This is a genomic window from Streptomyces sp. NPDC091289, from assembly GCF_044757365.1.
In the GTDB taxonomy this organism is placed as follows: Bacteria; Actinomycetota; Actinomycetes; order Streptomycetales; family Streptomycetaceae; genus Streptomyces.
Map to the genome: position 1 here is coordinate 259,872 of NZ_JBIVUT010000005.1, position 25,923 is coordinate 285,794.

Here is a 25,923-nt window from a genome sequence, read left to right on the forward strand (position 1 = left end):
CCGGAAGCGATCAGCAGGGCGGTACGGCGGGCCTCGCGCACAGCAGCAGCGGGCCTCCGGCGACGGCCGCGTACAGGCTCCCGGCACGGCCCGCGAGCCCCGTGCAGCCGGTCGGGGAGCCGGTCGCCGAGGACGGGCCCGGCACCCCGCTGTCCGTGAAGGCGGCCGGCCCGTCCGCCGGGCCCGCCGGGAGGCGGGTGCGCAGCCGGCCGTCGGCGGTGACCGCCCAGAGCCTGCTGTTCAGCGTGGTGAGCGCGACCGCCCCGCCCGCGTCCCCCAGCACCCGCCACGGCTCGTCGAGCGCGAGCGCGGAGAGGTGGTGGAGCGTGTCGTCGTGCGGGGTCACGGCGAAGATCCCCGCGTCGCAGAGGGCGAGAGCGGTCGTGCCGGCCGGTACAGTCCCGGCCTCCACCCACTCCCGCGTGCCCAGCCCCGGCACCGGACCCGGTACCGGGTCGCGGCGCAGCAGCCGGCCGTCCTCCGTGGCCGCGTACAGCTCCAGCGGCAGCCCGCCGGACGCCTCGCGCGCCGAGGCGAGCGCCCGCACCCCGGGAGCGTGCCCGGCCGGCCGCCACGGCAGGTTCTGCCCGGACGGCTCCCGGCACAGCAGCCGGCCCCGCCCGTCGACGCCGAACAGGGTGCCCGCGCAGACGGCCAGCGCGTGGACGTCGTCCGGGTCTCCGGCCGCCTCCCAGCCGTCGCCGGGGGCCGCCCCGCCGAGCCGGTCCAGGACGTTGCGGGTGATGCGGTCGACGACCGGGTCGTCCGCCAGGACGCTGCCCCAGTTGATCGTGCCCGCGTTGAACACGGTGCCCGCGCCGAGCCGGAAGACGCCCATCGTCGCCGCGCCGCCCTGCCCGTACTCCCGCCAGTGCCGCAGATCGGCGGTGGCGAGGACGACGAACGAGGCCGGTGTCCCGTCCACGCCCGTCGCGCGCGGCACCTCGCCGGTCCACTCCAGGTCGCAGGCGTCCGTCTCGTAGCCGAGTGCGCCGCGCGCGAAGGGTTCGCCGTCCGCCAGCCCCGTACCGGCGAAGGCCCAGTGCCCGGCGAACCGGGCCGTGTAGGCGTCCTTGCGCATCACCGCCATGCCCTCGCCCCACGCGCCCGCGCCCCGGCGGAAGCTGAGGCCCGTCATCGTGTTCTCCGGGCGGTCGACGGGCGAGCTGGACCACTCGACGGTGGTCCGGCGCGGGTCGATCGCCGTCATCGGGTCGGTGAGCGCGTCCCGGTGGCAGACCATGGTGCGCCCGTCGTCCTCCAGCCGCATCTGCCACCAGGCGGTGTTGGCGGCGAAGAACGCTACGTTGCCGCCGCGCCGCGCGAACGCCTCGACGCTGTCGCGCATCTCCATCGACCAATACTCGTCATGGCCGTTGACGACCAACAGGCGGTAGTGGGAGAGGAGTTCGTCACCGCCGTGGAGATCCAGGCCGGAGCAGAAGTCCACCGGATGGCCTGCCGTCGGCAGCCAGCGCAGCAGCCCTTCCTCCCAGCGTTCGGGCGGCGGGCCGCCGCCGGGCGAGGCGAAGGAGACCCGGGCCGCGCGGTGGGGCTGCTCGGAGTAGTAGAGGCCCCGGTGCGGCTGCCCGGCGTGCGTGTAGGCCCGCCAGGTGGCGAACGGGATCGGGACGAGGATCCGGGAGGCCGTGCCCGGGCGGGCGGCCCGGACGACGAACCAGACCTCGTGCTCCGCCTCGTCGGTCGTCGGCCGGTCCTCTCCCGGTACGTCGAAGGCGGCGCGGCACAGGCAACTGGGCCAGTCCGGCGGGACGTCCAGGGTCCAGTCGGGGCCGGTCACCGCAGCCGTGAGGAGCAGCTCCTCGCTCACCCCGTCGAAGACGCGGACCCGGACGTCCGTCGACCGGTCGGCCCCCGTCAGGTGGAAGGCGAGCCGGCCGCCCTGGACGCAGGAGGTCCGGTCGGCCCAGGCCCGCAAGGGTTCGCCCGTGGTCATGGCCTCTCGCCCTCCGGCTCCGCCGTCGCCGGCAGCGCGCCGAGGTCCGAGAGAAGCGGAGGACTGCCCGCCGCGCTCGCGACGATCAGCTCCTCCATCGCGTACAGGTGCGCGCGGATCGCCTCCGGCGGCAGATACGCCGTGTCGGCGGTCAGCGAGACCGCCAGCGCGTCGCCCTCCTCGGTGATGTGCAGGCAGTAGCGGCACGCCACCCGGTCCTGCGTGGCGGGGAAACCGAAGGAGGTCCGCCGCCGGGCCTCCGTCAGCTCCGCCGCCAGCTCCTGCGGGGTCGGCGGCGGGCCTTCGGGTACGGCCCGTTCGACCAGGCGCATGTCGTTGAAGCAGCAGTACGGGTGCACCTCGCGCCCGTACTCCGCGCACAGCCGCTCGCCGAGCGCGTCCCACTCCACCGGGTCGTAGACGGCGGCCCGGTAGGCGCGCAGGGCCGCACGGTAGGCGGCGGGGAGAAGGTCCGTGAACGCGGCCTCCCCGTCCGCCCGGCCGGACTCCTCCGCCAGGTCGAGGACGAACAGGCCGTCCTGCGACAGTGTGGAGACCAGGTCGCGCAGGGCCCCGGCGGTGCGGTTGCCGACGATCGGCATCACCGCCGCCGTACGGTGCCCCTCCCCCGCCGCCACCAGCACGGCCGACGCGGTGAGCAGCACGGTGGAACCGCTGACCCGGTGCGCGGCGGCGACCGCTCCGACCGCGCGGGCCAGGGCCGCCGACACGATCCGCCCGGTCCAGAAGCGGGGGGTACGGGGCTCCGCGTACGGCTCGGGGAACATCGTCGGCGGCGCGGCCCGGAAGCCCGCCTCCCAGTGCGCCAGGGCCGCCGCACCGCGCCGCCGCCCGCCCTCGGCGTGCTGGTCGCGGGCCAGGTCCAGCGGGGTGGCGGCGGGCGGCCGCCCGGCCGAGCCGCGCCGGACCAGCAGCCGCAGATCGCGTACGAGAACCTCGGCGGCGTGCCCGTCGGCGGCGAGGTGGCACAGGACCAGCACGGCGTGGGTGACCCGGTCGCCGACGGTGACGAGAGCGGCGCGCACCGGCCACTCGGCGGCGTAGTCGAAGCGGGTGGCGGACAGCCGGTCGAGCAGCGCCGCCGCCTCGGCCGCCGCCTCCGGGAGGCCGGTGGCCGAGACCGTCGTCACGGGCAGGGACCCCGTGTCCGCGAGGCGCTGCGACGACTCGCCGTCCTCCGCCGACAGCACGAGCCGGGTGCGCAGCGCCTCGTGCCGCTCCATCAGCCGGGCCAGCGCGTCCAGCGTCCCGGCGACCGACGCGGGGCGACCCCGGTCGGCCAGCGGCAGGACGCGGCCGATGTTGAAGTAGTGGTCGTTGGGCGCGGTGCGACGGATCGCGTGCCAGATGGCCCGCTGGCCCCAGGTGAGCGGGGCGCTCCCGGCGCGCTCGCCACGGAAACCCACCTCGGTGGGGGTGGCGGTACCAACCGTCTCAGCCATCGTCCCCACCGCCCGTCCCCGCGCCCAGCTCGGCCAGATGGCCGACCAGGCCGTCGAGATCGTCCAGGAAACGGAACGGTCCGTCGAGGTCGAGGAAGATCCCGAACTCCTCCTCCACCGCGTCGATCAGCCGGAGCAGCGCCAGGGACGTCACTCCGATAGCGGTCAACGAGACACCCTCGGCCAGCAGTTCGGCCTCGGTCACCTCGCCGTCGGTGGCACGGGACACCAGCCCGGCGACCCTCGCCCGCAGCGCGGCCCCGGCGGCGGCCGGGGCCGTCACCGGGCCTCCTCCGTGAGACGGCGGCGCAGGCTCAGCGGGCGGATGTCCGTCCACACCCGGTCGACGTGGGCCATGCACTCCTCCTCGGACCCGGAGAACCCCTCCGCCCGCCAGCCGGCCGGCGGATCGGCCCTCGCGGGCCACAGCGCATGCTGCTCCTCGTCGTTGACGACCACCTGGTACGCGGTTGTGTCACTCATCGCTGCTCTCCTCCTGCTGCTGGAGCTCGCTCACCACGGCCGAGACCTCGGCGAGCGTCGGGGTGTCGAAGAAGACGTCGAGGGGCACCTCGACGCCGAGCCGCTTGCGGATACGGGCGGCGATGGCGGTGATCGTCAGCGAGTGGCCGCCGAGGTCGAAGAGGTCCTCGTCCGGGCCGATGTCGTCGAGCCGCAGCACCTCCTGCCAGATGTCCCGCACCACGGCGGCGGTCCCGTCGGCTGCCGTGCCCTCGGCCCCGTCGGCCGCGGCGGCCTCCGGCCTGGTCCTCGGGGCCCGAGGAAGCCGCCCCCGGTCCACCTTGCCGTTCGGGGTGAGGGGCAGCCCGGACAGCGGGACCCAGGTGGCGGGGACCATCGCGGCGGGGAGCGTACGGGCGAGATGGGCGCGGAGGTCGGCGGCGGCCGGGGCCTCCTGCGCGGCTCCGACGACGTACGCGACCAGCCGGGCCTGTCCGGCCACCCCGGGGTCGTTCCCGGGGCCGTTCCCGGACTCGTCCCCGGGGTCATTCCCGGAGTCGTCCCCGGGCTCCAGGATCACCACCGCCTGCGACACCGAAGGGTGCTCGGCCATCCGGGCCTCGATCTCGCCCAGCTCGATGCGGTGGCCGCGCAGCTTGACCTGGGTGTCGATGCGTCCGGCGAACTCCAGCCGCCCGTCCGGCAGTCGGCGCACCAGGTCGCCCGTGCGGTACATCCGTGAGCCCGGCGGCCCCCACGGGTCCGGCACGAAGCGCTCGGCGGTCAGCCCGGGGCGGCCCCGGTAGCCGTGGGCCACGCCCGTGCCGCCGAGGTGCAGTTCGCCGGGGATCCCGTCCGGGACGGGCCCGCCGTGCGCGTCGAGGACGTACGCCCGGGTGGCGGCCAGCGGACGGCCGATCGTCACCGGATCGCCGGGAGCGAGCTCGGCCAGGGTGGACCAGACGGTGGTCTCGGTCGGCCCGTACACGTCGATCAACCGGCCGATGGACAGGGCGAGTTCGGACGCCAGCGACCCCGGAAGCGCCTCGCCTCCCGCCAGGCCGACGAGACCCGGACGGTGCAGCCCCGCGGTCAGCATCAGCCGCCAACTGCTCGGCGTCGCCTGGACATGGGTGACGTCATGGGCCTCGATCAGCTTCAGCAGCGCCGCACCGTCACGCTGCCGCTCCTCCGGGACGAGGACGACACGGGCTCCGGTGATCAGCGGCAGCAGCAGTTCCACGGTGGAGATGTCGAAGGACAGCGAGGTCAGCCCCAGCCAGCGGTCCTCCGGCCCCGCCCCCAGCCGGTCGGCGAGCGCACCGAGGAGGTTGGCGAGCGCGCTGTGCGGGACCTCGACGCCCTTGGGGCGGCCCGTGGAGCCCGAGGTGTAGAGGACATACGCGGGATCCCCGGCGGCCGGGGCGGCGGACCGGTCGCGCGGCGGTGCGGGAGCCGTCCCCCCGGGCTCCGGGGACAGGACCGGCAGGTCACCGGGCAGCCCGTCCGGCGCGGGCCCCTCGACGACGAGTGCGGCCAGGCGCGCGTCCGCGCGGACGAAGGCGAGCCGGTCCGCCGGATAGCCGGGATCCAGCGGCACGTAGGCCGCTCCCGCCGCCAACGTGCCGAGCACGGCGATCAGTTCGTTCACCGACCGGGCCACTTGGATGCCCACGAGATCGCCGCGCCCGATGCCCGCGGCGGCCAGGCGGTCCGCGAACACCTCAGCAGCGGTGTGGAGTTCACCGTACGAAACCTCCGTTCCGTCCGGCATGACCACGGCCACGGCGGACGGGGTCGCCGCCGCCCGTTCCGCGAACATCGCGGATGCGGTGGCGTCCGCCGGGCGGGCCGCCGGTGTGCCGTTGCCCGCGTACAGAGCCCGGTCCAGCTCGTCACCCGCCAGGAGCGGCAGGTCGGCGAGGCGGGTGGCCGGGGCGGTGAGCACCGCGTCGAGCAGGGTGCGGAAGTGGCCGACGATCCGGGCGGGCGCGCCGGGCGTGAAGGCGTCGGTGCGGTACTGGAACGAGCCGTCCACACCGTCCGGCCCGTCCACGAGCTGGAGGTGCGCCAGATTGCGTACGGAGTGGGTGAAGCCGATCCAGTCCACGTCGACGCCCGGTGCTTCGCGCGCCTCCCAGCCGGTGCGGCGGCGGTAGCTGACCGACAGCGGCGTGAGCGCGGTGCGCGGGGTGAGGCCGCCGCGCACCGCACGGGCGAGCGGGACGGTGCGGTGGTCGTAGAGAGCCCGCAGCTCCTCGCGAACGTCCCGGACGAAGACGGCGAACGGCCGGTCCGGGTCGGGGCGGGTGAAGAGCGGGAGCTCGTTGACGTACAGACCGACGTGGTCGGGGCTCCCCGGGCGTCTGGTGGAGAGTTCCAGTGCGGTGGCGGGAGAGCGGTCACCGTAGCGGAGGAGCAGCGTGTGCCAGACGGCGAGGAGCAGTTCGAAGCGGGTGACACCGAGGGACCGCGCGGTGTCACCGATGCGGGCGTGGAGCGGGCCGTCGAGAGTGAAGGGGACGGCGGAGCCCGGCGCCGGAGCCGTGGTGTCCCGTACGGAGGGCGGGAGGCCGGGGAGCACGGGCGCGGCCGGGTCGGACCAGCGGCCGGCCCAGAACTCCCCTGCCGCAGCCGCCTCTTCGTCCGTCGGCTCCGGCTCAGGTGCGGGCCCGGCGGGGTCCTTCGCGGGTGGGACCTCGGCCGTCCGCGCGCCGAGGAGCTCCGCGAGCAGGACGTCCTTCGACGTGCCGTCGAACACCAGGTGGTGGACCACGGCGTGCAGCACCGGGCTGTCGTCCCCGGCCGTCACGAGCGCGAACCGTACGAGCGGCCCTTCGGCCAGGTCGAAGGACCGGGCGCTCTCCTCCGCGAGGAGCGCGTCGAGTTCGTCCGGCGCGCAGGTCAGCCGGCGCAGCTCGGGCGCGGGGCCGGTGGCCGGAGCGAGCGCGGGGCCCTCCGGGTCCAGGCGTGACGCCAGCACCGGATGCCGTGCGAGGAGGCGGGCGCGGCCGGCGTCGAGCGCCGCCGGATCGGGCGGGGCGGCGAACCGCGCGGTCACGGCCAGGTGGTGCGCGGAGCCGGGCCGCAGAACCTGTTCGGTGACCCACATCCCGTGCTGGGCCGGTCCGAGCGCGGAAGGAGGTGCGGAAGGAGATGCGGGAGAAGAGGGAGAAGGGGGAGACGTCGTGTTCGTCATCGCAGGGCCTCGTCGTCCAGGAGCTGGCGCAGCTCGCGCTTGAGGATCTTGCCGCCCTCGTTGCGCGGCAGGAAGGGGCGGAAGAGCAGGCGGGCCGGGAGTTCGTGGGCCGCCAGCCGGTCGAGCAGGAAGGTCCGCAGGTCCGGCACGGTCAGCTCGCCGCGCGGCACGACCACGGCGGCGACGACCGAGCCCAGGACGGCGTGCGGAACACCGAACGCCGCCGCGTCCGCCACCGCCGGATGGGCGTGCAGGGCGTCCTCCACCTGGAGCGTGGAGACCTTGTGCGCACCGGACTTGATGACGTCCCGCTCCCGGTCGAGCAGATGCAGATACCCGTCCTCGTCCAGCCGCCCGAGGTCCCCCATCCGCACCCAGCGCCCCTGGAAGGCCTCCGAAAGCGCCGCGTCCTCGCCGAGGTAGGCGCGGGGTGCGGCCGGGGTGCGGAGCCAGACCTCGCCCGGTTCGCCGGGCGGCAGCAAAGTCCCGTCGGGGGCGGTGATCCGCAGGTCGCGCACGGAGGCGGGGCGGCCCGGGGAGTCGGGGCGGTCGGGGTCGAAGAGCAGGGTGATCTGGGCGGGGGCGGCCTCGGTGGAGGTGTAGTAGTTGACGACCTGGGCGCGCGGGAAGGCGCGGGCGAGGCCGAGCGCGACGGGCCCGGGGAGGGCGGCGGCGGTCGAGCCGACGAGCCGGACGCTGTCGGTGGCGTACCGCCGGGCGGCCTCGGAGCCGAGGAGCTCGATGGCCATCGCCGGGACGAGGAACACGCTGCCGACCCCGTACTCCTCGATGAGCCGCGCGAACCGCCCCGGAGTGAACTGCGGTGCCGCCACGGCCGTGGCGGCGGAGTCGAGGGCGTTGACCAGCATGGTCTGCCCGGCGTTCGTACCGACCGGGAAGGCGTGCAGGAAGTGACGGGAGTGCCGGAGCGGGCGGCGGCGCTCGTCGAGCGTGCAGCCGTGCGCCAGATTGCCGTGGGTGGCGGTGACGCCCTTGGGCCTGCCGGTGGTGCCGGAGGTGTAGAGGATCTGCGCGAGGGCGGCGGGGTCGGGCTCGGGCTCGGCGGGCGCCTGCGTGCCGGACGATGCTGCCCCCGTCGCCTCGGTCTCCTCCTCGGTCTCCTCCTCCTCGGTCTCCTCCGCCGTGGCCGCCCACACTCCTGTCGGCAGCAGGCCGGACGGCAGGACCGCACCGGGCGGATGCAGTACGGCCGTGGCCCCGCTGTCCGCGAGGACATGGGCGGCGGTCGCCGGGGCCTGCCGGTCCGAGAGCGGTACGGCGACGCAACCGGCGCGCAGGACACCGCAGTACGCGACGGCGTACGCGATCCAGTCGCCGCTGCCGTAGCGGAGCACGACCCGCGCCCCCGGCCCGAGCCCCCGGCTCCGCAGCCCGGCGGCGAGGGCATCGGCCCGCTCGCGCCATGCGCCGAAGGTCAGGGTGCGGTGGCCGCAGATCAGCGCGGTGCGGCCGGGGTCGGCGGCGGCCCGGTGGTCGAGCAGGGCGGGAAGACTGCGCGGGGCGGCGGTCACCGGGCGTCCTCCAGGACGGCCTTGGTGTCCTGTGCGTCCTGTGCGTCCTGTGCGTCCTGTGCGTCCCGCGGGCTTCCGGGCTCCTGCGCTTCTCTCGCTTCACGCGCCTCCCGGGCTTCCCGCGCCCGGCGCTCGCGTTCCTGGATCCCGACCAGGTCGTCGGGCAACGCGTCCGGGACGTCGAGGTCGAAGCGGGCCAGCACCGGCAGCCGAAGGCCGATCACCACCAGGGCCAGCATGGCCGCGCCGAACAACAGATACATGAACCCGATCCCGCGCCCCGGCCCCGTACCGATGAGGGATCCCACCGTCGAGGTCAGCGAGCCGCCGTCCTCGAACATCGGGCCGAAGACCGACGAGCCCACCGGCGCGATGATCCCGTGTCCGATCGGCAGGGTGGACCAGGCGACGAGCGTGTTCAGGGCGAACACCCGGCCGTGGAACCGCTGCGGGACCTTGATCTGGACGATCGTCGTGTAGACACCGTTGACCATGGACAGCGCGCAGGACATCCCGAACGTGCCGATGCCGATGATCCACAGATCCGCCCGGACCCCGACCAGCGCGCAGGCCAGTGCGAGCAGCCCGGCCAGGCCCAGCATGCCGCGCATCCGGTTGCGCTTCGGTCCGCCCCAGAAGCCCATCGCGATGCCGCCGAGAATCGCTCCCGCGCCTCCGGCCACCGAGATCCTGGCCACCGCCTCCAGCGAGTCGAACGACAGCACCAACGGCGTGACCAGCAGGAACAGCGGGGACAGGAAGATGTTCAGCGCCGCGAACCACAGGAGCATGGACCGGAAGCCGCGGTTGCGCCAGGAGTGGGCGAAGCCGTGCTTGATCTCCGCGACCAGCGACTCCCGCCGTGTCCACGGCAGCGTCTTCGGGAACTTCACGAACGACAGCACGCCGATGGCGATGGTGTAGCTGACGACGTCGAGGATGAGGATGCCCTTCAGACCGATCCCGGCCATCAGCGCCACCGCGGCCAGCGGAACGATGAACTGCGCGAATCCAAAGGCCATTTGCGTGATGCCGTTGGCGTGACCGAGGTACTGCTTGGGCACCAGCTGCGGTACGGAGGAGGCGTAGGCGAGCCGTTGGAAGGTGAGTGCGACCGACAGCAGCCCGAGGAGGGTGTAGATGTGCCAGGAGGCGAGGTTGCCGCTCAGCAGGAGCGTGAGCAGCGCCGCCTGGGTGGAGCCGGCGACCACGTCGCTGGCCAGCATGACCCGGCGGCGGTCGAGCCGGTCGACGACCGCTCCGGCCAGCGGTCCGACGAGGATGCCGGGCAGCATGCCGATGACGGCGTAGAGGGCGTACTTGCCCATCGAGCCGGTCTCCATGTAGATCCACACCGGTAGCGCGAACTCGGTGAGCGCGGAGCCGGTGATGGACAGCAACTGGCCGAAGGCGACGGCCAGGAAGCGGCCCATGCCGGGCGGCGGCCCGGCGTCGGCGGCCTGCCCGGTCTCGTGCGCCGCGTCAGCGGCCTCGGTCCGCTCCTTGTGGGCCTCGGTCCGCTCCTCGCCCCTCCCGCTCACCTCGTGGAACCACCAGGATCCGTCGTCCGCCTCCTGCGGCAGCTCCCGTACCGCCTCCGGGCCGGTCCCGACCGCCGGATGCGTGCGTGTGACGATCTCCACGAGCTCGCGGGCCCGGTACTTGAGGAAGAAGTGGCCGCCCTCGTCCAGGACCGCCAGCGCCGAGCGCTCCGCGAGCATCTGCCATTCGCGGTAGCGCTCCTGGTGGAAGTCGGTCGCCGGATCGCGGTTGCCGATGACCGAGATCACCGGGGCCCGCAGCAGCGCCCCGCCCGCCTCGACCTCGGCCAGCACCTCGGTGAAGTACTCCTCCGCCGCGCGGGAGTCGGCACGCATGTTGCCGATCATGAACTTCATCTGGGCTTCGTCGAGTTCGCCGACCTCGGCCCCCATGGAGCGCAGCCAGTTGAAGTACACGCGGTCGCTCAGCAGCGGGTCCAGCGCCGAGATGCGGCTCAGCAGGCCCAGCACCCGGCCGCGCGGCCGCGCGAACGGGAACTGTGCCCCGATGTAGACGGCCTCCACCTCCCGGTCCGCACCTTCGAGGAGCCGGGCGACGGCGACGGTCAGCGCGCTGCCGACGGCACAGTGTCCGTACAGCGCGACCGGTCCCCCGACCCGCTCGCGTATCTCGTCGGCGATCTTCCCGGCCAGCTCGTCGAACTCCAGGTGCTCCTCGGTGACGCCCATGTCGTGCCCCGGGATGGCCACGGACCACAGGTCGTATCCGGCGGGCAGTTCGTCGGCGACCGGCTGGTAGACGACCGCGCTGCCGCCGCCGTACGGGACGCAGACGAAGGAGAGCGTCCGGCCCTCGGGCGGAGTGGGGCGGGTGAGCCGGTGGAGCAGATGGCGCGGGCCGCGCTCGGACTCGTCCAGGTCGGCCAGGGCGGCGAGTTCGCGGACCGTACGCGAGGTGAACAGGTCCATGACGCTGACCGGCCGCGCTCCGGCCTCCGGCAGTCGCTTGCGGGCGCGGGCGATGACCTGCGTGGCGAGCAGCGAGTGGCCGCCGAGGTCGAAGAAGTCGTCGTCGACTCCGACCTCGGGCAGGTTCAGGATCTCGGCCCAGATCTCGGCCAGCACCTGCTGCGTGGCGGTCTCCGGCGCGGCCATCGCGCCCCCGGTACGGCGGGCCTGCGGCGCGGGCAGGGCGCGGCGGTCGAGCTTGCCGTTGGGGGTGAGCGGGAGCGCGTCGAGGGTGACGAAGGCGGCCGGGACCATGTAGTCGGGGAGCGTGCGGCGCAGGACGGTGCGGAGGAGGGCGGGGTCGAGATCGGTGTCCCCGGCCGCGTACCCGTCCCTGCCCCCGTCCGCGCCCCTGTCCACCTCCGCCTCCGCGTTCCCGTCCGCCTCCGCGGCGCGCACCACGTACGCCACCAGGCGTTTGTCGCCCGGGTTGTCCTCGCGGACGATCACGGCCGCGGCGGCGACGCCCTCCTCGGCGCGGAGCGCGGCCTCGATCTCGCCGGGTTCGATGCGCAGGCCCCGGATCTTGACCTGCTGGTCGATCCGGCCCAGGTGCTCCAACTGTCCGTCCGGCCGCCACCGGGCCAGGTCTCCGGTGCGGTAGAGGCGGGCGCCGGGCGGACCGAAGGGGTCGGGGACGTAGCGTGCGGCGGTCAGGCCGGGTCGGCGATGGTAGCCGACGGAGACCTGGACGCCGCCGATGTGGAGCTCGCCGGGCGTACCGACAGGGACGGGGCGCAGGTCGGCGTCGAGGACGTACAACCGCGTGTTGTCGACCGGTGCGCCGATCGGCACGGCCGCGAGGTCGCCCGCGCACTCCCAGCTCGTCACGTCGACGGCCGCTTCGGTCGGCCCGTACAGGTTGGCGAGTGCGCAGTGCGGCAGCCGGGCCGTGAACGCGCGGGCGGTGTGCGGGGCCAGCTCCTCGCCGCTGCACACGACGCGGCGCAGGGTGGTGCAGCGCTCGACGTCGTCCTCGGCGAGGAACACGTCGAGCATGGCGGGCACGAAGTGGGCGACGGTGACGCCGTGTTCGGCGATCGTGTCGCGCAGGTGCGCGGCGTCCTTGTGCCCGCCGGGCTGCGCGACGACCAGCCGGGCACCCGTGATCAACGGCAGGAACAGCTCCCAGACCGAGACGTCGAAGCCGGTCGGCGTCTTCTGGAGGACGGCGTCGGCCGGGGTGAGGTCGTACGTACGGGCCATCCACAGCAGCCTGTTGGCGATGGCCCGGTGGGTGTTGGGCACGCCTTTGGGACGGCCGGTGGAGCCGGAGGTGTAGATCATGTACGCGAGGTCGTCGCCGGCGGGGCCCACGGGGCGTACGCCGTCTCCGCCGGGGCCGTCGCCGGGGCCGTCGTCGTCGCCGTCCCACTCCGCCGGGTCGTCCAGCAGCAGGACGTGCGCCGCGCATCCTTCGGGCACGGGCAGCCGGCGCTGGGTGAGAAGCACCTCCGCACCGCTGTCCGCGAGCATGAACGCGAGCCGCTCGGCCGGGTATTCGGGGTCGAGCGGCGTGTAGGCCGCTCCGGTCCTGAGGACGCCGAGGAGGCCCGGGAGCAGGTCGAGCGAGCGCTCGGCGCTGACCGCCACCAGGCTTCCGGGGCCGACGCCTTCGCGGGCCAGCCGCCGCGCGATCCGCTCGGCGGTCCGGTCCAGTTCGGCGTACGTCAGTGTCTCGCCGCCGAAGCCGACGGCGACGGCGTCCGGCGTCCGGGCGATCTGTGCGGCGACCAGGCCGGTGAGGGTCGCGTCGTCCGGGAGGCCGACGGCGGTGTCGTTCCATGTGTCGAGCATCCGGGTCCGCTCGGCGGGATCCAGGATGTCGTGCGCGGAGACCGGCAGGCCGGGCCGGTCGGCGACGGCGTGCAGCAGGCGGTCGAGGCAGTCGGCGATCCGGGCGACGCCGGACTCGTCGAAGAGGTCGGTGTTGTAGTTGAACGCACCGCGCAGCCCGCCGGGCCACTCCATCAGGAACAGCTCCAGATCGAACCTGGTTCCGGCGGCGTGCAGCCCGAACGGCTCGACCGTCAGAGGAAGTTCGGCGGCCTGCGCGGCCGAGGCGTAGTTCTGGATCGCGAGCACCGCCTGGAACACCGGTGAGCGCGTCACGTCCCGTTCGACGTTCAGCTCGGACACCAGCTGGGCGAAGGGCAGCTCCTGGTGGGCGTACGCCTCCAGGCAGGTCTCCCGGGTCCGGCCGAGGAGTTCGGCGAAGGACGGGTCGCCGTCCAGCCGGGCCCGTAGCGCCAGGACGTTGACGAACATCCCGACCAGACCTTCGAGTTCGGGCTCCGGCCGTCCGGCCACCGGCGAGCCGACGGCGAAGTCCCGCTGCCCGGAGATTCGGGACAGCACCAGCTGGAACGCGGCGAGCAGGACCATGTGCACGGTCGCACCGTGCTGCTTGCCGAGGGCGGTGAGCCGGTCGAGGAGGTCCCGGTCGACGTCGAAGCCGAACCCCGCGCCGTCGAAGGTCTGGCGCTCGGGTCGCGGGCGGGCCGTCGGCAGCTCCAGCGGCCGGACCCCGGCCAGCTCACGGTCCCAGTAGGCGACTTCGTCGGCCAGTCGGCCGCCGGTCAGCCGGTCGCGCTGCCAGAGCGCGAAGTCGCCGTACTGGACGGGTAGTTCGGTGAGCGGGTCGGGTCCGCCGGTCGCGTACGCGGTGTAGCCGCGCAGCACCTCGGAGACCAGCACCTCGCTGGACCAGCCGTCGCTGACGCTGTGGTGCACGACGAGAAGGAGGACGTGGTCGTCGTCGGCGATGCGGACCAGCAGGCCGTTGATCAGGGGGCCGGTGACCAGGTCGAAGGGCAGGGCTCCGAGTTCGTCGACCAGCCGGGCCGCGTGCTCCTCGTCGTCCGCGTCGGCGGTGCGCAGGCCGAACGGGGCAGGTGCGGCGATCTCCAGGACCGGGCGGCCGTCGTCGGTGGCCGGATAGCGGGAGCGCAGCGTCTCGTGGCGGGCGATCACCGCGTCGAGCGCCAGCTGCAGGGCGGGGCGGTCGAGCGGGCCGCGCAGGCGGCGGGCGACCGGGATGTTGTACGCGGCGGTGCCGGGCGCGAACTGCTCCATGAACCAGAGGCGTTCCTGCGCGAACGAGAGAGGCGGCACGGTCCCTTCGGGACGCCTCGGCACGGCCTGCGCGGGGCGGGCGCGACCGCGCAGCCGCTGGGCGAGCAGGGCGCGCTTGGCATCGGAGAGCGGGACGCGCCTGGCGTCGGGGAGCGGGGCGGCGGGCCTGGCGTCGGAGAGCGGGGCGGCGGGCCTGGCGTCGGGTCTCGTGCCGGTGTCCCGTTCACCACCGGGTCTCGTGCCGCTTCTTCCGTTTCCGGCGCCGCTGTCGTTCGCGTCGCCGTCCTGGGTGCCGTCCGCCGGGCGTGCCTCGGTGCCGCTCATGCCGTCGTCGTTCCGTTTCTCTCCGGGCCGGACTCGGCCGCGAGCAGGTGCTCGGCGTCCTCGTCGGTCAGCGCTTCGATCTCCGCCAGCAGCAGGTCCTCCACCGCGACCGCGAACGCCTCGACGGTGCGGTGGACGAACAGCGCCCGCAGCGGCACCGCCGGACCGGCGGCCGCCCTGATCCGGGCGACGACGCGGGTGGCGAGGAGCGAGTGGCCGCCGAGGTCGAAGAAGTCGTCCAGCGCGCCGACCCGGTCCAGGCCCAGCACCTCGGTCCACACCTCGGCGACGAGCCCCTCCGCATCGGTGCGCGGGGCCACGTACCCGGGTCCGAGGTCCGGCCGCTGCTCGGGCGCGGGCAGGGCGCGGCGGTCCACCTTGCCGTTCGGGGTCAGGGGCAGGGCGTCCAGGACGACCAGGGAGTTCGGCACCAGGTGGGCGGGGAGCACGGCGGCCAGCGCGGCACGCAGAGCCCCCGCCGCAAGCCGTTGCCCACCGCCGCCCGGGGCCTCCGGATCACCACCACCGCCCACGGCCTCCGGACGGTCACCGCCGCCCCGCTCCGGCACCACGTACCCGACCAGCGCCTCGTCCCGCACCGTCACCACCGCCCGGCCGACTCCGTCCAGGGCCAGCAGCGCGGTCTCCACCTCGCCGGGCTCGACGCGGAAGCCGCGCACCTTGACCTGGTCGTCGATGCGGCCGAGGAACTCCAGCCGGCCGTCCGTCCGCCACCGGACCAGGTCGCCGGTGCGATAGCGGCGTGCGCCCGGCGGTCCGTACGGATCGGGCACGAAGGCCCGCGCGGTCGCCCCGGGCCTGCCGCCGTAGCCGTACGTCACCCCGGCTCCGCCGACGAGGAGCTCGCCCGGTGCCCCGTACGGCATGAGCCGGCCCAGCGCGTCGCAGACGGTGAGCGTGGTCCCGCCGATCGGGCTGCCGATGGGCGGGCGGTGGACCGCGTCGGCGCGGCCGAGTTCGGCGGTGGCGGCGATGACGGTGGTCTCGGTGGGGCCGTAGGAGTTGACCACGCGCACGGTGTCGCCGAAGCGGGCCCGCCAGGCGGCGACCGCGCGCGGCCGCACCTGGTCCGCGCCGAGGATCAGGAGCCGCAGGCCCGGCGGCCAGGCGACCGCGTCGAGGTCGTCGGCGAGCTCGTGCCAGTACGGCGTGGGCAGGTCCAGGACAGTGGGTCCGTGGCCCTGTCCGGCGGCGAGGTGGAGGTGGTCGGGCAGGGCGCTGTCCGGTCCGGCGACGATCAGGCGGGCCCCGGCGGTGAGCGTCGGGAAGATCTCCTCGGCGTGGGTGTCGAAGCTCAGGGAGGCGAACTGGAGCACCTCGTCGTCCGCCGTGATGCCGTAGTTCTCCCGCATCCAGCCGACCCGGGCGGCCAGTGCGCGGTGCGGGACGACGACGCCCTTGGGCGTTCCGGTGGAGCCGGAGGTGTGGATGACGTACGCGGGGTCGTCGGGGCCCGCCTCCCAGCGCGCGTCGGGCGGGCCTGCCGGGCCGGGTGCCTCGGGCGCGAGCACGGTGAGGCGGTCGGTGAGGCACTCGCCGAAGGCCTCGGTGTCGTCCGGGTCCGCCACCACCACGCGTACGCCGGTGTCCGCGACCATGAAGTCCAGGCGGGCCCGCGGGTAGGCCGGATCCAGGGGCAGGTAGGCCGCGCCCGCCCGCCAGGCGGCCAGCATCGCGGTGACCGCCCGCGTACCGCGCGGCAGCCGTACGCCGACGACGTCCCCGCCCCGTACGCCCGCCTCCCGCAGCCGCACCGCGAGCGCTCCGGCCGCCGTCCACAGGCCCCGGTACGTCAGCTTCCCCGACGCGTCGCGCACCGCCGTCCGGTCGCCGTACGCCTCGGCCGCGCGGGCCAGAGCGGCGGGCAGCGCCTCGGTGTCGGCCGCCGGCACGTCCGCGCCGGTTCCCAGGGCCAGCAGCTCGTCCGTCTCGGACCGCGGGAGGAGCGGCAGCTCGGACACCGGTGCGTCCGGGTCGGCCAGCGCGCCGCGCAGGAGCGTCTCGAAGTGCCGGGCGAACCGGGTGGCCCAGGCGGCGTCGTAGAGGTCGGTGCGGTAGCCGAACACCGCGATCAGGTCGTCGCTCTCGCGGCGCAGGTCGAGCATCACCTCGAACTTGCCTGCCGCATGGCCGCCGTCGGTGTCCGTGCACCGGAGTCCGGCGAAGTCCCTTGCGCCGTCGCCCTGTTCATCTTGGGTGTGGACGGTCAGCAGGGTCTGGAAGAGCGGGCTGCCGCCGAGGCGGCGTTCGACGCCCAGCTCGTCGATGAGCCGCTCGAACGGCACGCGGTCGTGGGTGAACGCGGCCAGCGCGGACCGGCGTACGCGCCGCAGGAGCTCGCCGAAGGACGGTGATCCGGCGAGCTCGGCACGCAGCACGAGCGTGGTGGAGAAGTAGCCGATCAGCTCTTCGAGTTCGGGCTCGTCGCGGCCGGCCGCCGGCACGCCGACGCAGAAGTCGTCCTGCCGGGTCCAGCGGTGCAGCAGCACCTGGTAGGCGGCGAGCAGCACCATGAACGGAGTGCACCGCTTCTGCCGGGCCAGTGCGTCGACCGCCGCACCCGCCCCGGCGATCCGCCGGGTGTGGAACGCTCCTCCGGTGCCCCTGGTCCCCTCCGCCACGGTGGGCCGCAGGTCGAGCACCGGCGCGCCCGCGAGCCGCTCGCGCCAGTGGGCGAGCGCGGCTTCCGCCTCGACTCCTTCGGCGAACTCGCGCTCCCTGACGGCGTATTCGGTGTACGGGAGCAGCTCGGGCAGCTCGACGGCGCTTCCGTCGAGGTGCGCGGCGTAGCGGGTGGCGAGCTCGGTGCGCAGCAGGTTCAGCGACCAGCCGTCGGCGACGATGTGGTGGAGGACCAGGCACAGCAGATGCTCGTCCTCGTCCGTCCGCAGCAGGCTCACCCGCAGCAGCGGCCCCCGCGCGAGGTCGAAGGCCGCGTTGGTCCGCTCCGCCAGCAGCCGGGCCGCGTCCGCGGGGCGGCCGCGCAGGTCGATGCTCTCGACGGGTACGGGTGCGGGCGGCTCGACGCGTGCGGCCGGTCGGCCGTCCAGGTCGGGAAACCGGGTGCGCAGGGCCTCGTGCCGGGCGGCGGTCCCGTCGAACGCGGCACGCAGCGCCGGTTCGGAGAGCGCGCCGACCAGCCGGAGCACGAGCGGGATGTTGTACGAGGCGTCGTCGGGGTCCAACTGGTGCAGGAACCAGAGCCGTTCCTGCGCGGGGCTCAACGGGAGCGCCGCGCCACCGTCACCGCCCCCACCGCCCTCACCGGCACGGCCGTCCGTGTGCGCTCCGGTCCCGCCGGCCGTACCGATCATGTGCGGTGCCCCCCTGTGTGCCGACTGCGTGCCGACCGTTGGTGACGACACGGCCGAGGACGGCGTGCGGCACCGGACGTCATTGCCGACGGGTCGTCAGAAAGCAGCGCGGGGGGCGGCAGTGGCGCGTTCCGGTCTCCCCCGCGACCTCGGCCCCGGGCAACGGTCACGGTAGGAGGCAGGGGCAGGCGAAGTCAATGGTCTGGACCACGCAGAGGTGGCCGGTACCGGTCGAACAGGTGGCGACGAACTACCAGAAAGGGTGCGGCAATACCTGCTTCACTGGCTGAAATCGCCTCGCGTGAATGACAAGCACGGCCCCGTGCCATCGGCCCGCCCCCGCACTCGGCAACGCTTCCGCCTCTCCCGCCGGGCACGGCAAGCCGGCCGGCCGGCCGTCATCCCCTGGTCCGACACCGGCTCCACCCGGCGTCCGATGCGGGCGGCCCGGACTGCCGCCTAGCGTTGCGGACATGACGATCTTCGTTCGCAGCAACCGGCCCTCCAGGGCCACCTCGACCGCCGTGGCTCTCGCGCTGACCGCCCTGGCCGCCCTGGCCGGAACGGCCGCACCCGCCTCGGCGTCCGACCGGACCCCGGCCCCGGCCCCGCCCGCCGCCTTAACCGCCGCCGCCGCCTCCCCCGCAGACCTCGGCGAGGACTCCTTGCCGTCCGCGCTGACGCTTCCCCGCCCCACCGGCTCGTACGCCACCGGCCGCGACACCCTGTTCCTGACCGACCACGCGCGGCCCGACCCCTGGGTACCGGCCGCCGGGCAGCGCCAGTTGCTGGTCTCGCTGCACTACCCGGCCCGTCCCGGCAGCGGCGGCGACCCGGCCCCGTACATGACGACGGAGGAAGCGCGGCTGATGCTCGCGCAGCGCGGGCTGGAGGACGTCGTGCCGGCCGGCCTCGTCAGCGCCGCCCGCACCCATGCCCGTAACGCCGCCCGGCCCGCCCCGGGACGCTTCCCGCTGGTCCTGCTCTCCCCCGGCTTCGGTACCCCGCGGGCCACGCTGACCGGGCTCGCGGAGGAACTGGCGAGCCGGGGTTACGTCGTGGCGACCGCGGACCATCCGTACGAGTCGACCGGTACGGAGCTGCCCGACGGACGGGTCCTCACCTGTGCCGCCTGCGACCGGGTGGACGCGCAGCCCGACGACGACGCCCGGCGCGAGGTCCTGGCCGCCGTCTCCACCGGGCGGGCCGCCGACTTCTCGTTCCTGCTGGACCGGCTGACGGGCCCGCACCCGGCGTGGCGGCACGCCCGGACGATCGACCCGCACCGGGTGGGCATGGCGGGCCACTCCATCGGGGGCAACGCGGCCGCCTCCACGATGGCCGCCGACCGCCGGGTGGACGCGGGCCTCAACATGGACGGCACGTTCTTCGCCCCGGTCCCCGAAAAAGGGCTGGGCGGGCGGCCGTTCCTGATGCTCGGGACCGACCCCGGGCACGGCCCCGGTGCCGGCGACACGTCCTGGGACGAGGGCTGGGACCGGCTGAACGGCTGGAAGCGGTGGCTGACCGTGCGCGACGCCGGGCACCTCACCTTCACCGACACCCCGGAGATCGGTGAGCAGCTCGGCATCGAGGACCCCGACCCGGCCGCGACGCTCTCCGCGGCCCGTTCGACGACGATCACCCGGAGCTATGTGACCGCCTTCTTCGACCGGAGCCTGCGCGGCCGGCCGGGCAGGTTGCTGAACGGCCCGACGCCGGCCAACCCCGAGGTCCTCTTCCAGAACCCCTGACACGGACAGGACGGCACGACAGCGCCCCCGGTCCCCGTACGGAAACGTACGGGGACCGGGGGCGCTGCCCTGCGGAGTGCGGAGTGCGGCGTGCGGCGTTACGCGGTGGCCGGCACCGCGCTCCTGGGCTCGGTGTCGCGGACCTCGTCCTGGTCGGTGTCGCCGAAGACGTCGATCGGGGAGGCCGAGGCCGAGTTGTACTTGTCGTGGTCGAGGATCTTCTCGCGGGCCGCGACGATGACCGGGACGACCGCCTGGCCGGCCACGTTGGTGGCGGTGCGGATCATGTCCAGGATCGGGTCGATGGCCATCAGCAGGCCGACGCCCTCCAGCGGGAGGCCCAGCGTGGACAGGGTGAGGGTCAGCATGACCGTCGCGCCGGTGAGACCGGCGGTGGCCGCCGAGCCGATCACGGAGACGAAGGCGATCAGGAGGTAGTCGCCGATGCCCAGCTGCACGTCGAAGATCTGCGCGATGAAGATCGCCGCCAGCGCCGGGTAGATCGCGGCGCAGCCGTCCATCTTGGTGGTCGCCCCGAACGGGACGGCGAAGGAGGTGTACTCCTTCGGAACGCCGAGGCGCTCGGTGACCTTCTGGGTGACCGGCATGGTGCCGACCGAGGAGCGGGAGACGAAGGCGAGCTGGATCGCGGGCCAGGCGCCCTTGAAGAACTGGAGCGGGCTGACCTTGGCGACGGTGGCCAGGAGCAGCGGGTAGACGCCGAACAGCACGATGGCGCAGCCGATGTAGACGTCGGCGGTGAACGTCGCGTACTTGCCGATGAGGTCCCAGCCGTAGTCGGCGATGGCGTAGCCGATGAGGCCGACGGTGCCGATCGGGGCGAGGCGGATGACCCACCACAGAGCCTTCTGGAGCAGCTCCAGGATCGACTGGCTGAGGGTGAGGATCGGCTTGGCCTTCTCACCGAGCTTGAGGGCGGCGACACCGGCGACGGCGGCCATGAAGACGATCTGGAGCACGTTCAGCTCGGTGAACGGCGTGATCACGCTGTCCGGGACGATGCCGGTCAGGAAGTCGATCCAGCTGCCCTTGGTCTCGGAGAGCTTGCCGTCCTTCGGCGTGAGGCCGGTGCCGGAGCCCGGGTTGGTGACCAGGCCGATCGTGAGGCCGATGGCGACCGCGATCAGCGAGGTGATCATGAACCAGAGCAGGGTGCGGGTCGCCAGCCGGGCGGCGTTGTTGACCTGGCGCAGGTTGGTGATCGACACGAGGATCGCGAAGAAGACCAGCGGGGCGACGGCCAGCTTCAGCAGCTGGACGAAGAGCGAGCCGATCTCGTCGAGGGTGGTGACGAGCCAGCCGAGCTCCTGGCTGCGGGCCAGCCAGCCGAGCAGCACACCGAGCACCAGACCGGCGACGATCTGGGCCCAGAACGGGACCTTGGGTATGCGGAAACCGGAGCCGGAGCCGGTGGACGGCTGCTCGGCCTCGGGCGCGGCGGACGCGGGGTTCGCGGACACGGACACACTCCAGTAAAGGACGCATCGGGACGCACGGAGGTATCCGTACGGTCGTGCGGTGGAACGGGGACGGGGTCGCGGCGCCCGCGTCAGGGGCGGCGCCGCTGCATGATGCCGTATCAGACCTTGCGGCAACAGACCGCGGACATACAGCGGCAGAGATCGACATGCAGGCGCGCCACGAGCGGGATGCTCGCGGCATGACGGAGGCGCACAGCTGTCTTCACGTCGAATACGTTAACACTTGAACTTTGAGAACCTCAAAGCCTTTCTTTGGCTCACGGGCGGCCCTCCCGCCGGTGCACCTGGCCGGAAAACGCCGAGGACCCCGTACGGGAGCGGTTCGCTCCGGTACGGGGTCCGGCGGGAAAGAAGGAGACGCGCGGCGCGCGTGTGAGGAAGCTTACTGAACCGCGTCCTCGCGGGTGCGGTTGGCGTCGAGACGCGCCTTGGTGCGGTCGACGGTGGAGACGATCTGCTCGGACATCTCGTCGCGCTGCTTGCGCAGCAGCACATAGCTGAGCGGCGCGGAGAGAAGGAGGCCGAGGAGGATGACCCAGACGATGTTGGAGCCTCCGAGCCCTGCGGGCACCAGTCCGAAGTGGACGGCGACACCGGCGGCGAAGAAGCAGCCGACGAAGATCAGCAGGCGCAACGCCGTGTAACGGATCAAGGCGCTCGGCTTGGCAGCGGACACGGCTGGCCCTCTCTTCCCATGAACTCTCGACACGCTTCTGCCCGTCCAGTGAAGCATGGCCCGAATTCTCTCGGTTCAGGGGGTTGCCGGGCCCAGCGGCAGCAGCATGACGATGTCGTCGCGGTCGTCGCCGGGGGCGACGCGGATCGCGTCCGGCACCCGGCCGACCTCCTTGTAGCCGCAGGCGGCGTAGAAGCGGTCGGCGCCGGTGCCGCCCCGGCAGGTGAGGCGGATCGCCTCGATGCCCTCGATGGAGCGGGCGGCGTCGGCGGTGGCGGCCATGAGGTCGCGGCCGTACCCCTTGCCCTGGAGGCGGGGGTGGACCATGACGGTGTAGAGCCACAGCCAGTGCCGCAGCAGCCGGTGGTCGTTGAGGGTGAGGAAGGCGGTGGCGGCGACGGTGCCGTCCTCGTCGCGGCCGACGAGCAGCCGGGTGCGGCCCTGCTCGATGGCGACCAGGTGCTTGAGCAGGTCGGGCCGGACGTCCTCGGCCGTGACGGGCGGGACGAAACCGACGGCCCCGCCCGCGTTGGTGACGTCGGCCCACAGGGCGGTGATGCCGTCGCGCAGGGTGGGGGTGAACGCGGGATCCAGCTCGAAAGTAAGCGCCATAGGGGCAGAGTAACCATTACTTCCATCGGACTCAATCCCTGTCCGGAACGCGGGAAAGCCCCGGCCGGGGACGGCGGCCGGGGCTTTCGTGCGTCACGGGTTACGTCTCAGACGCGCATCGGCTGCGGCGACTCGCGCCGGTCCGCCTCCGGGCCCGGGTACTCGCGCAGGATCTCGTACCGGGTGTTCCGCTCGACCGGCCGGAAACCGGCGTCGCGGATCAGGTCCAGCAGATCCTCACGGCCGAGCTTGTTCGGCGTGCCGAAGTCGTCGGCGTCGTGCGTGATCTTGTACTCGACGACCGAGCCGTCCATGTCGTCCGCGCCGTGCTGCAGCGCGAGCTGGGCGGTCTGCACGCCGTGCATCACCCAGAACACCTTGACGTGCGGCACGTTGTCGAAGAGCAGCCGGGAGACCGCGAAGGTCTTGAGCGCCTCCGCGCCGGTCGCCATCGTGGTGCGCGCCTGGAGCTTGTTGCGGACCTTGCCGTCCTTCATGTCCACGAAGTCGTGCTGGTAGCGCAGTGGGATGAAGACCTGGAAGCCGCCGGTCTCGTCCTGCATCTCCCGCAGCCGCAGCACGTGGTCGACGCGGTGACGGGGCTCCTCGATGTGCCCGTACAGCATCGTCGCGGGGGTCTTGAGCCCCTTCTCGTGCGCGAGACGGTGGATGCGCGACCAGTCCTCCCAGTGGGTGCGGTGGTCGACGATGTGCTGGCGGACCTCCCAGTCGAAGATCTCCGCGCCGCCGCCGGTCAGCGATTCGAGACCGGCCTCGATCAGCTCGTCGAGGATCTCGGAGGCCGAGAGGCCGGAGATCGTCTCGAAGTGGTGGATCTCCGTCGCCGTGAACGCCTTCAGCGCGACGTTCGGCAGGGCTTCCTTCAGCGCGCTGAGCGAGCGCGGGTAGTAGCGCCACGGGAGGGTCGGGTGGAGTCCGTTGACGATGTGCAGCTCGGTGAGGTTCTCGCCCTCCATCGCCTTGGCGAGACGGACGGCCTCCTCGATGCGCATCGTGTACGCGTCCTTCTCGCCCGGCTTGCGCTGGAACGAGCAGTACGCGCACGAGGCGGTGCACACGTTGGTCATGTTGAGGTGCCGGTTGACGTTGAAGTGCACCACGTCACCGTTCTTGCGCATGCGCACCTCGTGCGCCAGCCCGCCCAGCCACGCCAGGTCGTCGGACTCGTAGAGGGCGATCCCGTCCTCGCGGGTCAGCCGCTCGCCGGCCCGGACCTTCTCCTCCAGCTCGCGCTTGAGTCCCGCGTCCACTAGGCCGCCTCCCATATCTCCGTGTATCAGACTCCGACCAACCGTACGCCTACGCCTCTTCGGGAAGTTCTCCGACCCGGTTCTCCCACTTGGTGGAGAGCACGATCGTCGTACGGGTCCGCGAGACGCCCTTCGTGCCGCTCAGGCGCCGGATCGTCTTCTCCAGGCCGTCCACGTCGCCGACGCGCACCTTGAGCATGTACGAGTCGTCGCCCGCGATGAACCAGCAGTCCTCGATCTCCGCGAGGTCCTTCAGCCGGCGCGCCACATCCTCGTGGTCGGCCGCGTCCGAGAGCGAGATCCCGATCAGCGCGGTCACGCCGAGGCCGAGCGACGCGGAGTCGACGGTGGCGCGGTAACCGGTGATGACCCCGGCGGTTTCCAGCCGGTTGATGCGGTCGGTGACGCTGGGCCCGGAGAGCCCCACGAGCCGTCCCAGCTCGGCGTACGAGGCCCTGCCGTTCTCCCTGAGGGCCTGGATGAGCTGCCTGTCCACCGCGTCCATATGACTGAAACCTTCCATTGTTCAGCAGTACCGCGAGTTTACGTGTAGAATCTAAGGCATGTAGGGCTGACGCCCTGCAAATCTTCTAGAACATCCAAGAAACGCTTTCGAATCTTCAGGAGTGAACTTCACCGTGTACACGATCGAGATGGCCTACGCCCGGATGCGCGAGCTGCAGGACCTGGCCAACCGCTCGCGTGCCCACCAGCCCGCCGCCGCGCACCGCGTCGACAAGACCCGCACCCCGCGCGCGCACAAGAAGCACTGACCAGGACCCAACGGTCCTGCGGGACCTAACGGTCCCCCGGGTCGCGGGAGCCGCCACCGAGCTCTCCTTCCCAGCGGCGGTACAGCCGGTGCGGCACACCTGCCGCGTCCAGCACCCGCCCCGCGACGAAATCCACCAGGTCCTGGATGTGCGTCGCGCCCGCGTAGAACGCCGGAGAGGCGGGCAGCACGACCGCGCCCGCCTCGTCCAGGGCCACCATCTGCTTCAGCGTCTGGCCGCTCAGCGGGGTCTCGCGCACCGCGACGACGAGCGGGCGACGCTCCTTGAGCGTCACGCTCGCGGCCCGCTGGAGCAGATCCTTCGACAGACCGAGCGCCACTCCGGCCACACAGGCCGTCGAGGCCGGCACGATCAGCATCCCCTGCGCCGGGTACGACCCGGAGGACGGCCCGGCGGCCAGATCCCCGGCCGGCCAATGGCGTACGCGCTCCAGCTCCGCATCCCCCACCGCGAACGCGTCCGGCTTCCCGTCGGCGCCACGATCCAGCCAACCGCGCAGGTCCTCGCGCCAGTGCCCGTCCCGGAACGCGATGCCGGTCTCGTCCAGCAGCGTGAGGCGCGAGGCCCGGCTCACCACCAGGTCCACGCTCTCACCGGCCGCCAGGAGCCCGCGCAGAACGGCGGCCGCGAACGGGGTACCCGAAGCACCGGACACCCCGACAATCCAAGGCCGCCGCTGCTGCTGAGTCACTGAAGTCCTGGATTCCACACCCGCGAGCCTATCCGGCACGCCCCCGCACCCCGCACCCGGAACCGGGCGGGCGCCCCGGACGTTCTCCGGGTGACGGGCAACCCGGGGGCAGGGGCAGACCATGGGCGATTACTGGACGACCGACCAGACCTCGAGCAACGGCGCCACCGGCAGTGCGCGGGCCCTGACCGCCGGGATCCTGATGGCGGGCTGGGTGGCCCTCCTGTGGATCCTCGAAGGCATCGACGCGGCCACGGGCCACTCCCTGGACACCTACGGCATCAGCCCGCGCGAGCTCTCCGAGCTGCGGGACGTGGTGCCCGCCGCGTTCCTGCACAGCGGCTGGGACCACCTGGCATCCAACAGCGTCCCGCTGCTGGTCCTCGGCTTCATCGCCGCCCTCGCGGGGCTGCGCCGGTTCGCCGCCGTCGTCGTGACGATCATCCTGGCCAGCGGCCTCGGCGTCTGGCTGACCGCCCCGGAGAACACGATCACGCTCGGCGCGTCCGGCGTGGTCTTCGGACTGCTCGGCTATCTGCTGGTCCGCGGCTTCGTGGACCGCCGCCCCTGGGACGTCCTCATAGGCATCGGCGTCGCCGTGGTCTACGGCTCGCTGCTGTGGGGCGTCCTGCCCACCCAGTCGGGCGTCAGCTGGCAGGGCCACCTCTTCGGGCTGGCCGGCGGGGTGGCGGCGGCGTTCCTTTTCCGCCGCCCGTCCGCGCGTCGAGGCCCGGACAACCTGGTCACGGTCTGACCACGGACGGCC

At 73.2% G+C, this 25,923-nt stretch carries 17 protein-coding genes; 3 read left to right on the plus strand and 14 right to left on the minus strand.

What is annotated here, in order from left to right:
- Nucleotides 1–10: 10 nt before the first annotated feature.
- From ACIQPT_RS08600 to ACIQPT_RS08635, 8 genes are read right to left on the minus strand one after another with little or no spacing between them, the layout of a single operon-like run.
- The gene (locus ACIQPT_RS08600) at nucleotides 11–1,957 is read right to left on the minus strand and encodes a N,N-dimethylformamidase beta subunit family domain-containing protein (protein WP_401153996.1); all 1,947 of its coding nucleotides are present in this window, start codon (nucleotides 1,955–1,957) and stop codon (nucleotides 11–13) included.
- A complete protein-coding gene (locus tag ACIQPT_RS08605; protein WP_401153999.1) occupies nucleotides 1,954–3,420 on the minus strand; it encodes a condensation domain-containing protein in 1,467 nt (488 codons plus the stop codon). Before ACIQPT_RS08605 ends, ACIQPT_RS08600 begins: the two co-directional genes overlap by 4 nt.
- Nucleotides 3,413–3,703: an acyl carrier protein gene (locus tag ACIQPT_RS08610; RefSeq protein ID WP_401154002.1), complete on the minus strand. Its 291-nt coding sequence runs from the start codon at nucleotides 3,701–3,703 to the stop codon at nucleotides 3,413–3,415. Before ACIQPT_RS08610 ends, ACIQPT_RS08605 begins: the two co-directional genes overlap by 8 nt.
- Nucleotides 3,700–3,903: an MbtH family protein gene (locus tag ACIQPT_RS08615; protein ID WP_401154004.1), complete on the minus strand. Its 204-nt coding sequence runs from the start codon at nucleotides 3,901–3,903 to the stop codon at nucleotides 3,700–3,702. The genes ACIQPT_RS08610 and ACIQPT_RS08615 overlap by 4 nt, the downstream gene beginning before the upstream one ends.
- The gene (locus tag ACIQPT_RS08620; RefSeq protein ID WP_401154007.1) at nucleotides 3,896–7,081 is read right to left on the minus strand and encodes an amino acid adenylation domain-containing protein; all 3,186 of its coding nucleotides are present in this window, start codon (nucleotides 7,079–7,081) and stop codon (nucleotides 3,896–3,898) included. The genes ACIQPT_RS08615 and ACIQPT_RS08620 overlap by 8 nt, the downstream gene beginning before the upstream one ends.
- On the minus strand, nucleotides 7,078–8,613 hold the full coding sequence (locus ACIQPT_RS08625; protein WP_401154009.1) for a class I adenylate-forming enzyme family protein: 1,536 nt from the start codon (nucleotides 8,611–8,613) through the stop codon (nucleotides 7,078–7,080). Before ACIQPT_RS08625 ends, ACIQPT_RS08620 begins: the two co-directional genes overlap by 4 nt.
- Entirely contained in the window at nucleotides 8,610–14,522 is a 5,913-nt protein-coding gene (locus tag ACIQPT_RS08630; protein WP_401154012.1) for an amino acid adenylation domain-containing protein, read from the minus strand. Before ACIQPT_RS08630 ends, ACIQPT_RS08625 begins: the two co-directional genes overlap by 4 nt.
- Entirely contained in the window at nucleotides 14,519–17,857 is a 3,339-nt protein-coding gene (locus ACIQPT_RS08635) for an amino acid adenylation domain-containing protein (RefSeq protein ID WP_401154015.1), read from the minus strand. Before ACIQPT_RS08635 ends, ACIQPT_RS08630 begins: the two co-directional genes overlap by 4 nt.
- Nucleotides 17,858–18,330: 473 nt before the next feature.
- On the opposite strand from ACIQPT_RS08635, the gene ACIQPT_RS08640 reads away from it, so the two are divergent.
- Nucleotides 18,331–19,611, plus strand: coding sequence for an alpha/beta hydrolase family protein (locus ACIQPT_RS08640; protein WP_401154017.1), 1,281 nt, complete (start codon nucleotides 18,331–18,333; stop codon nucleotides 19,609–19,611).
- A 98-nt stretch (nucleotides 19,612–19,709) separates the two neighbouring features.
- On the opposite strand, the gene ACIQPT_RS08645 is transcribed toward ACIQPT_RS08640, so the two are convergent.
- The 5 genes from ACIQPT_RS08645 to ACIQPT_RS08665 form a co-directional block, all read right to left on the minus strand.
- Nucleotides 19,710–21,092, minus strand: coding sequence for a dicarboxylate/amino acid:cation symporter (locus ACIQPT_RS08645; RefSeq protein WP_401154020.1), 1,383 nt, complete (start codon nucleotides 21,090–21,092; stop codon nucleotides 19,710–19,712).
- A 403-nt stretch (nucleotides 21,093–21,495) separates the two neighbouring features.
- A complete protein-coding gene (locus ACIQPT_RS08650; RefSeq protein WP_401154023.1) occupies nucleotides 21,496–21,789 on the minus strand; it encodes a DUF4229 domain-containing protein in 294 nt (97 codons plus the stop codon).
- Nucleotides 21,790–21,864: 75 nt separating this feature from the next.
- Nucleotides 21,865–22,401, minus strand: a complete 537-nt coding sequence (locus ACIQPT_RS08655) for a GNAT family N-acetyltransferase (protein ID WP_401154025.1) — start codon at nucleotides 22,399–22,401, stop codon at nucleotides 21,865–21,867.
- A 107-nt stretch (nucleotides 22,402–22,508) separates the two neighbouring features.
- Nucleotides 22,509–23,672 (minus strand): aminofutalosine synthase MqnE, encoded by a 1,164-nt coding sequence (mqnE, locus tag ACIQPT_RS08660; RefSeq protein ID WP_401154200.1) that lies wholly within the window; start codon nucleotides 23,670–23,672, stop codon nucleotides 22,509–22,511.
- A gap of 49 nt (nucleotides 23,673–23,721) precedes the next feature.
- Nucleotides 23,722–24,177, minus strand: a complete 456-nt coding sequence (locus tag ACIQPT_RS08665; protein ID WP_018961621.1) for an Lrp/AsnC family transcriptional regulator — start codon at nucleotides 24,175–24,177, stop codon at nucleotides 23,722–23,724.
- Nucleotides 24,178–24,298: 121 nt separating this feature from the next.
- Between ACIQPT_RS08665 and ACIQPT_RS08670 the strand changes: the two genes are divergently transcribed.
- Nucleotides 24,299–24,445 (plus strand): hypothetical protein, encoded by a 147-nt coding sequence (locus ACIQPT_RS08670; RefSeq protein WP_401154026.1) that lies wholly within the window; start codon nucleotides 24,299–24,301, stop codon nucleotides 24,443–24,445.
- 25 nt (nucleotides 24,446–24,470) lie between these two features.
- Here the strand turns inward: ACIQPT_RS08670 and ACIQPT_RS08675 are convergent, their stop codons facing one another.
- Nucleotides 24,471–25,157, minus strand: a complete 687-nt coding sequence (locus ACIQPT_RS08675; RefSeq protein ID WP_401154029.1) for a UbiX family flavin prenyltransferase — start codon at nucleotides 25,155–25,157, stop codon at nucleotides 24,471–24,473.
- Nucleotides 25,158–25,278: 121 nt separating this feature from the next.
- Here ACIQPT_RS08675 and ACIQPT_RS08680 point away from each other — a divergent pair, with 121 nt between their 5' ends.
- Entirely contained in the window at nucleotides 25,279–25,911 is a 633-nt protein-coding gene (locus ACIQPT_RS08680) for a rhomboid family intramembrane serine protease (RefSeq protein WP_401154032.1), read from the plus strand.
- Nucleotides 25,912–25,923: the final 12 nt, after the last annotated feature.

What these genes read in the sequence shown, in the direction of transcription:
- ACIQPT_RS08600 (WP_401153996.1), bottom strand. Translation starts at nt 1,957, where the DNA reads ATGACCACGGGCGAACCCTTGCGGGCCTGGGCCGACCGGACCTCCTGC.
- ACIQPT_RS08605 (WP_401153999.1), bottom strand. Translation starts at nt 3,420, where the DNA reads ATGGCTGAGACGGTTGGTACCGCCACCCCCACCGAGGTGGGTTTCCGT.
- ACIQPT_RS08615 (WP_401154004.1), bottom strand. Translation starts at nt 3,903, where the DNA reads ATGAGTGACACAACCGCGTACCAGGTGGTCGTCAACGACGAGGAGCAG.
- ACIQPT_RS08620 (WP_401154007.1), bottom strand. Translation starts at nt 7,081, where the DNA reads ATGACGAACACGACGTCTCCCCCTTCTCCCTCTTCTCCCGCATCTCCT.
- ACIQPT_RS08630 (WP_401154012.1), bottom strand. Translation starts at nt 14,522, where the DNA reads ATGAGCGGCACCGAGGCACGCCCGGCGGACGGCACCCAGGACGGCGAC.
- ACIQPT_RS08635 (WP_401154015.1), bottom strand. Translation starts at nt 17,857, where the DNA reads ATGATCGGTACGGCCGGCGGGACCGGAGCGCACACGGACGGCCGTGCC.
- ACIQPT_RS08640 (WP_401154017.1), top strand. Translation starts at nt 18,331, where the DNA reads ATGACGATCTTCGTTCGCAGCAACCGGCCCTCCAGGGCCACCTCGACC.
- ACIQPT_RS08655 (WP_401154025.1), bottom strand. Translation starts at nt 22,401, where the DNA reads ATGGCGCTTACTTTCGAGCTGGATCCCGCGTTCACCCCCACCCTGCGC.
- ACIQPT_RS08665 (WP_018961621.1), bottom strand. Translation starts at nt 24,177, where the DNA reads ATGGACGCGGTGGACAGGCAGCTCATCCAGGCCCTCAGGGAGAACGGC.
- ACIQPT_RS08680 (WP_401154032.1), top strand. Translation starts at nt 25,279, where the DNA reads ATGGGCGATTACTGGACGACCGACCAGACCTCGAGCAACGGCGCCACC.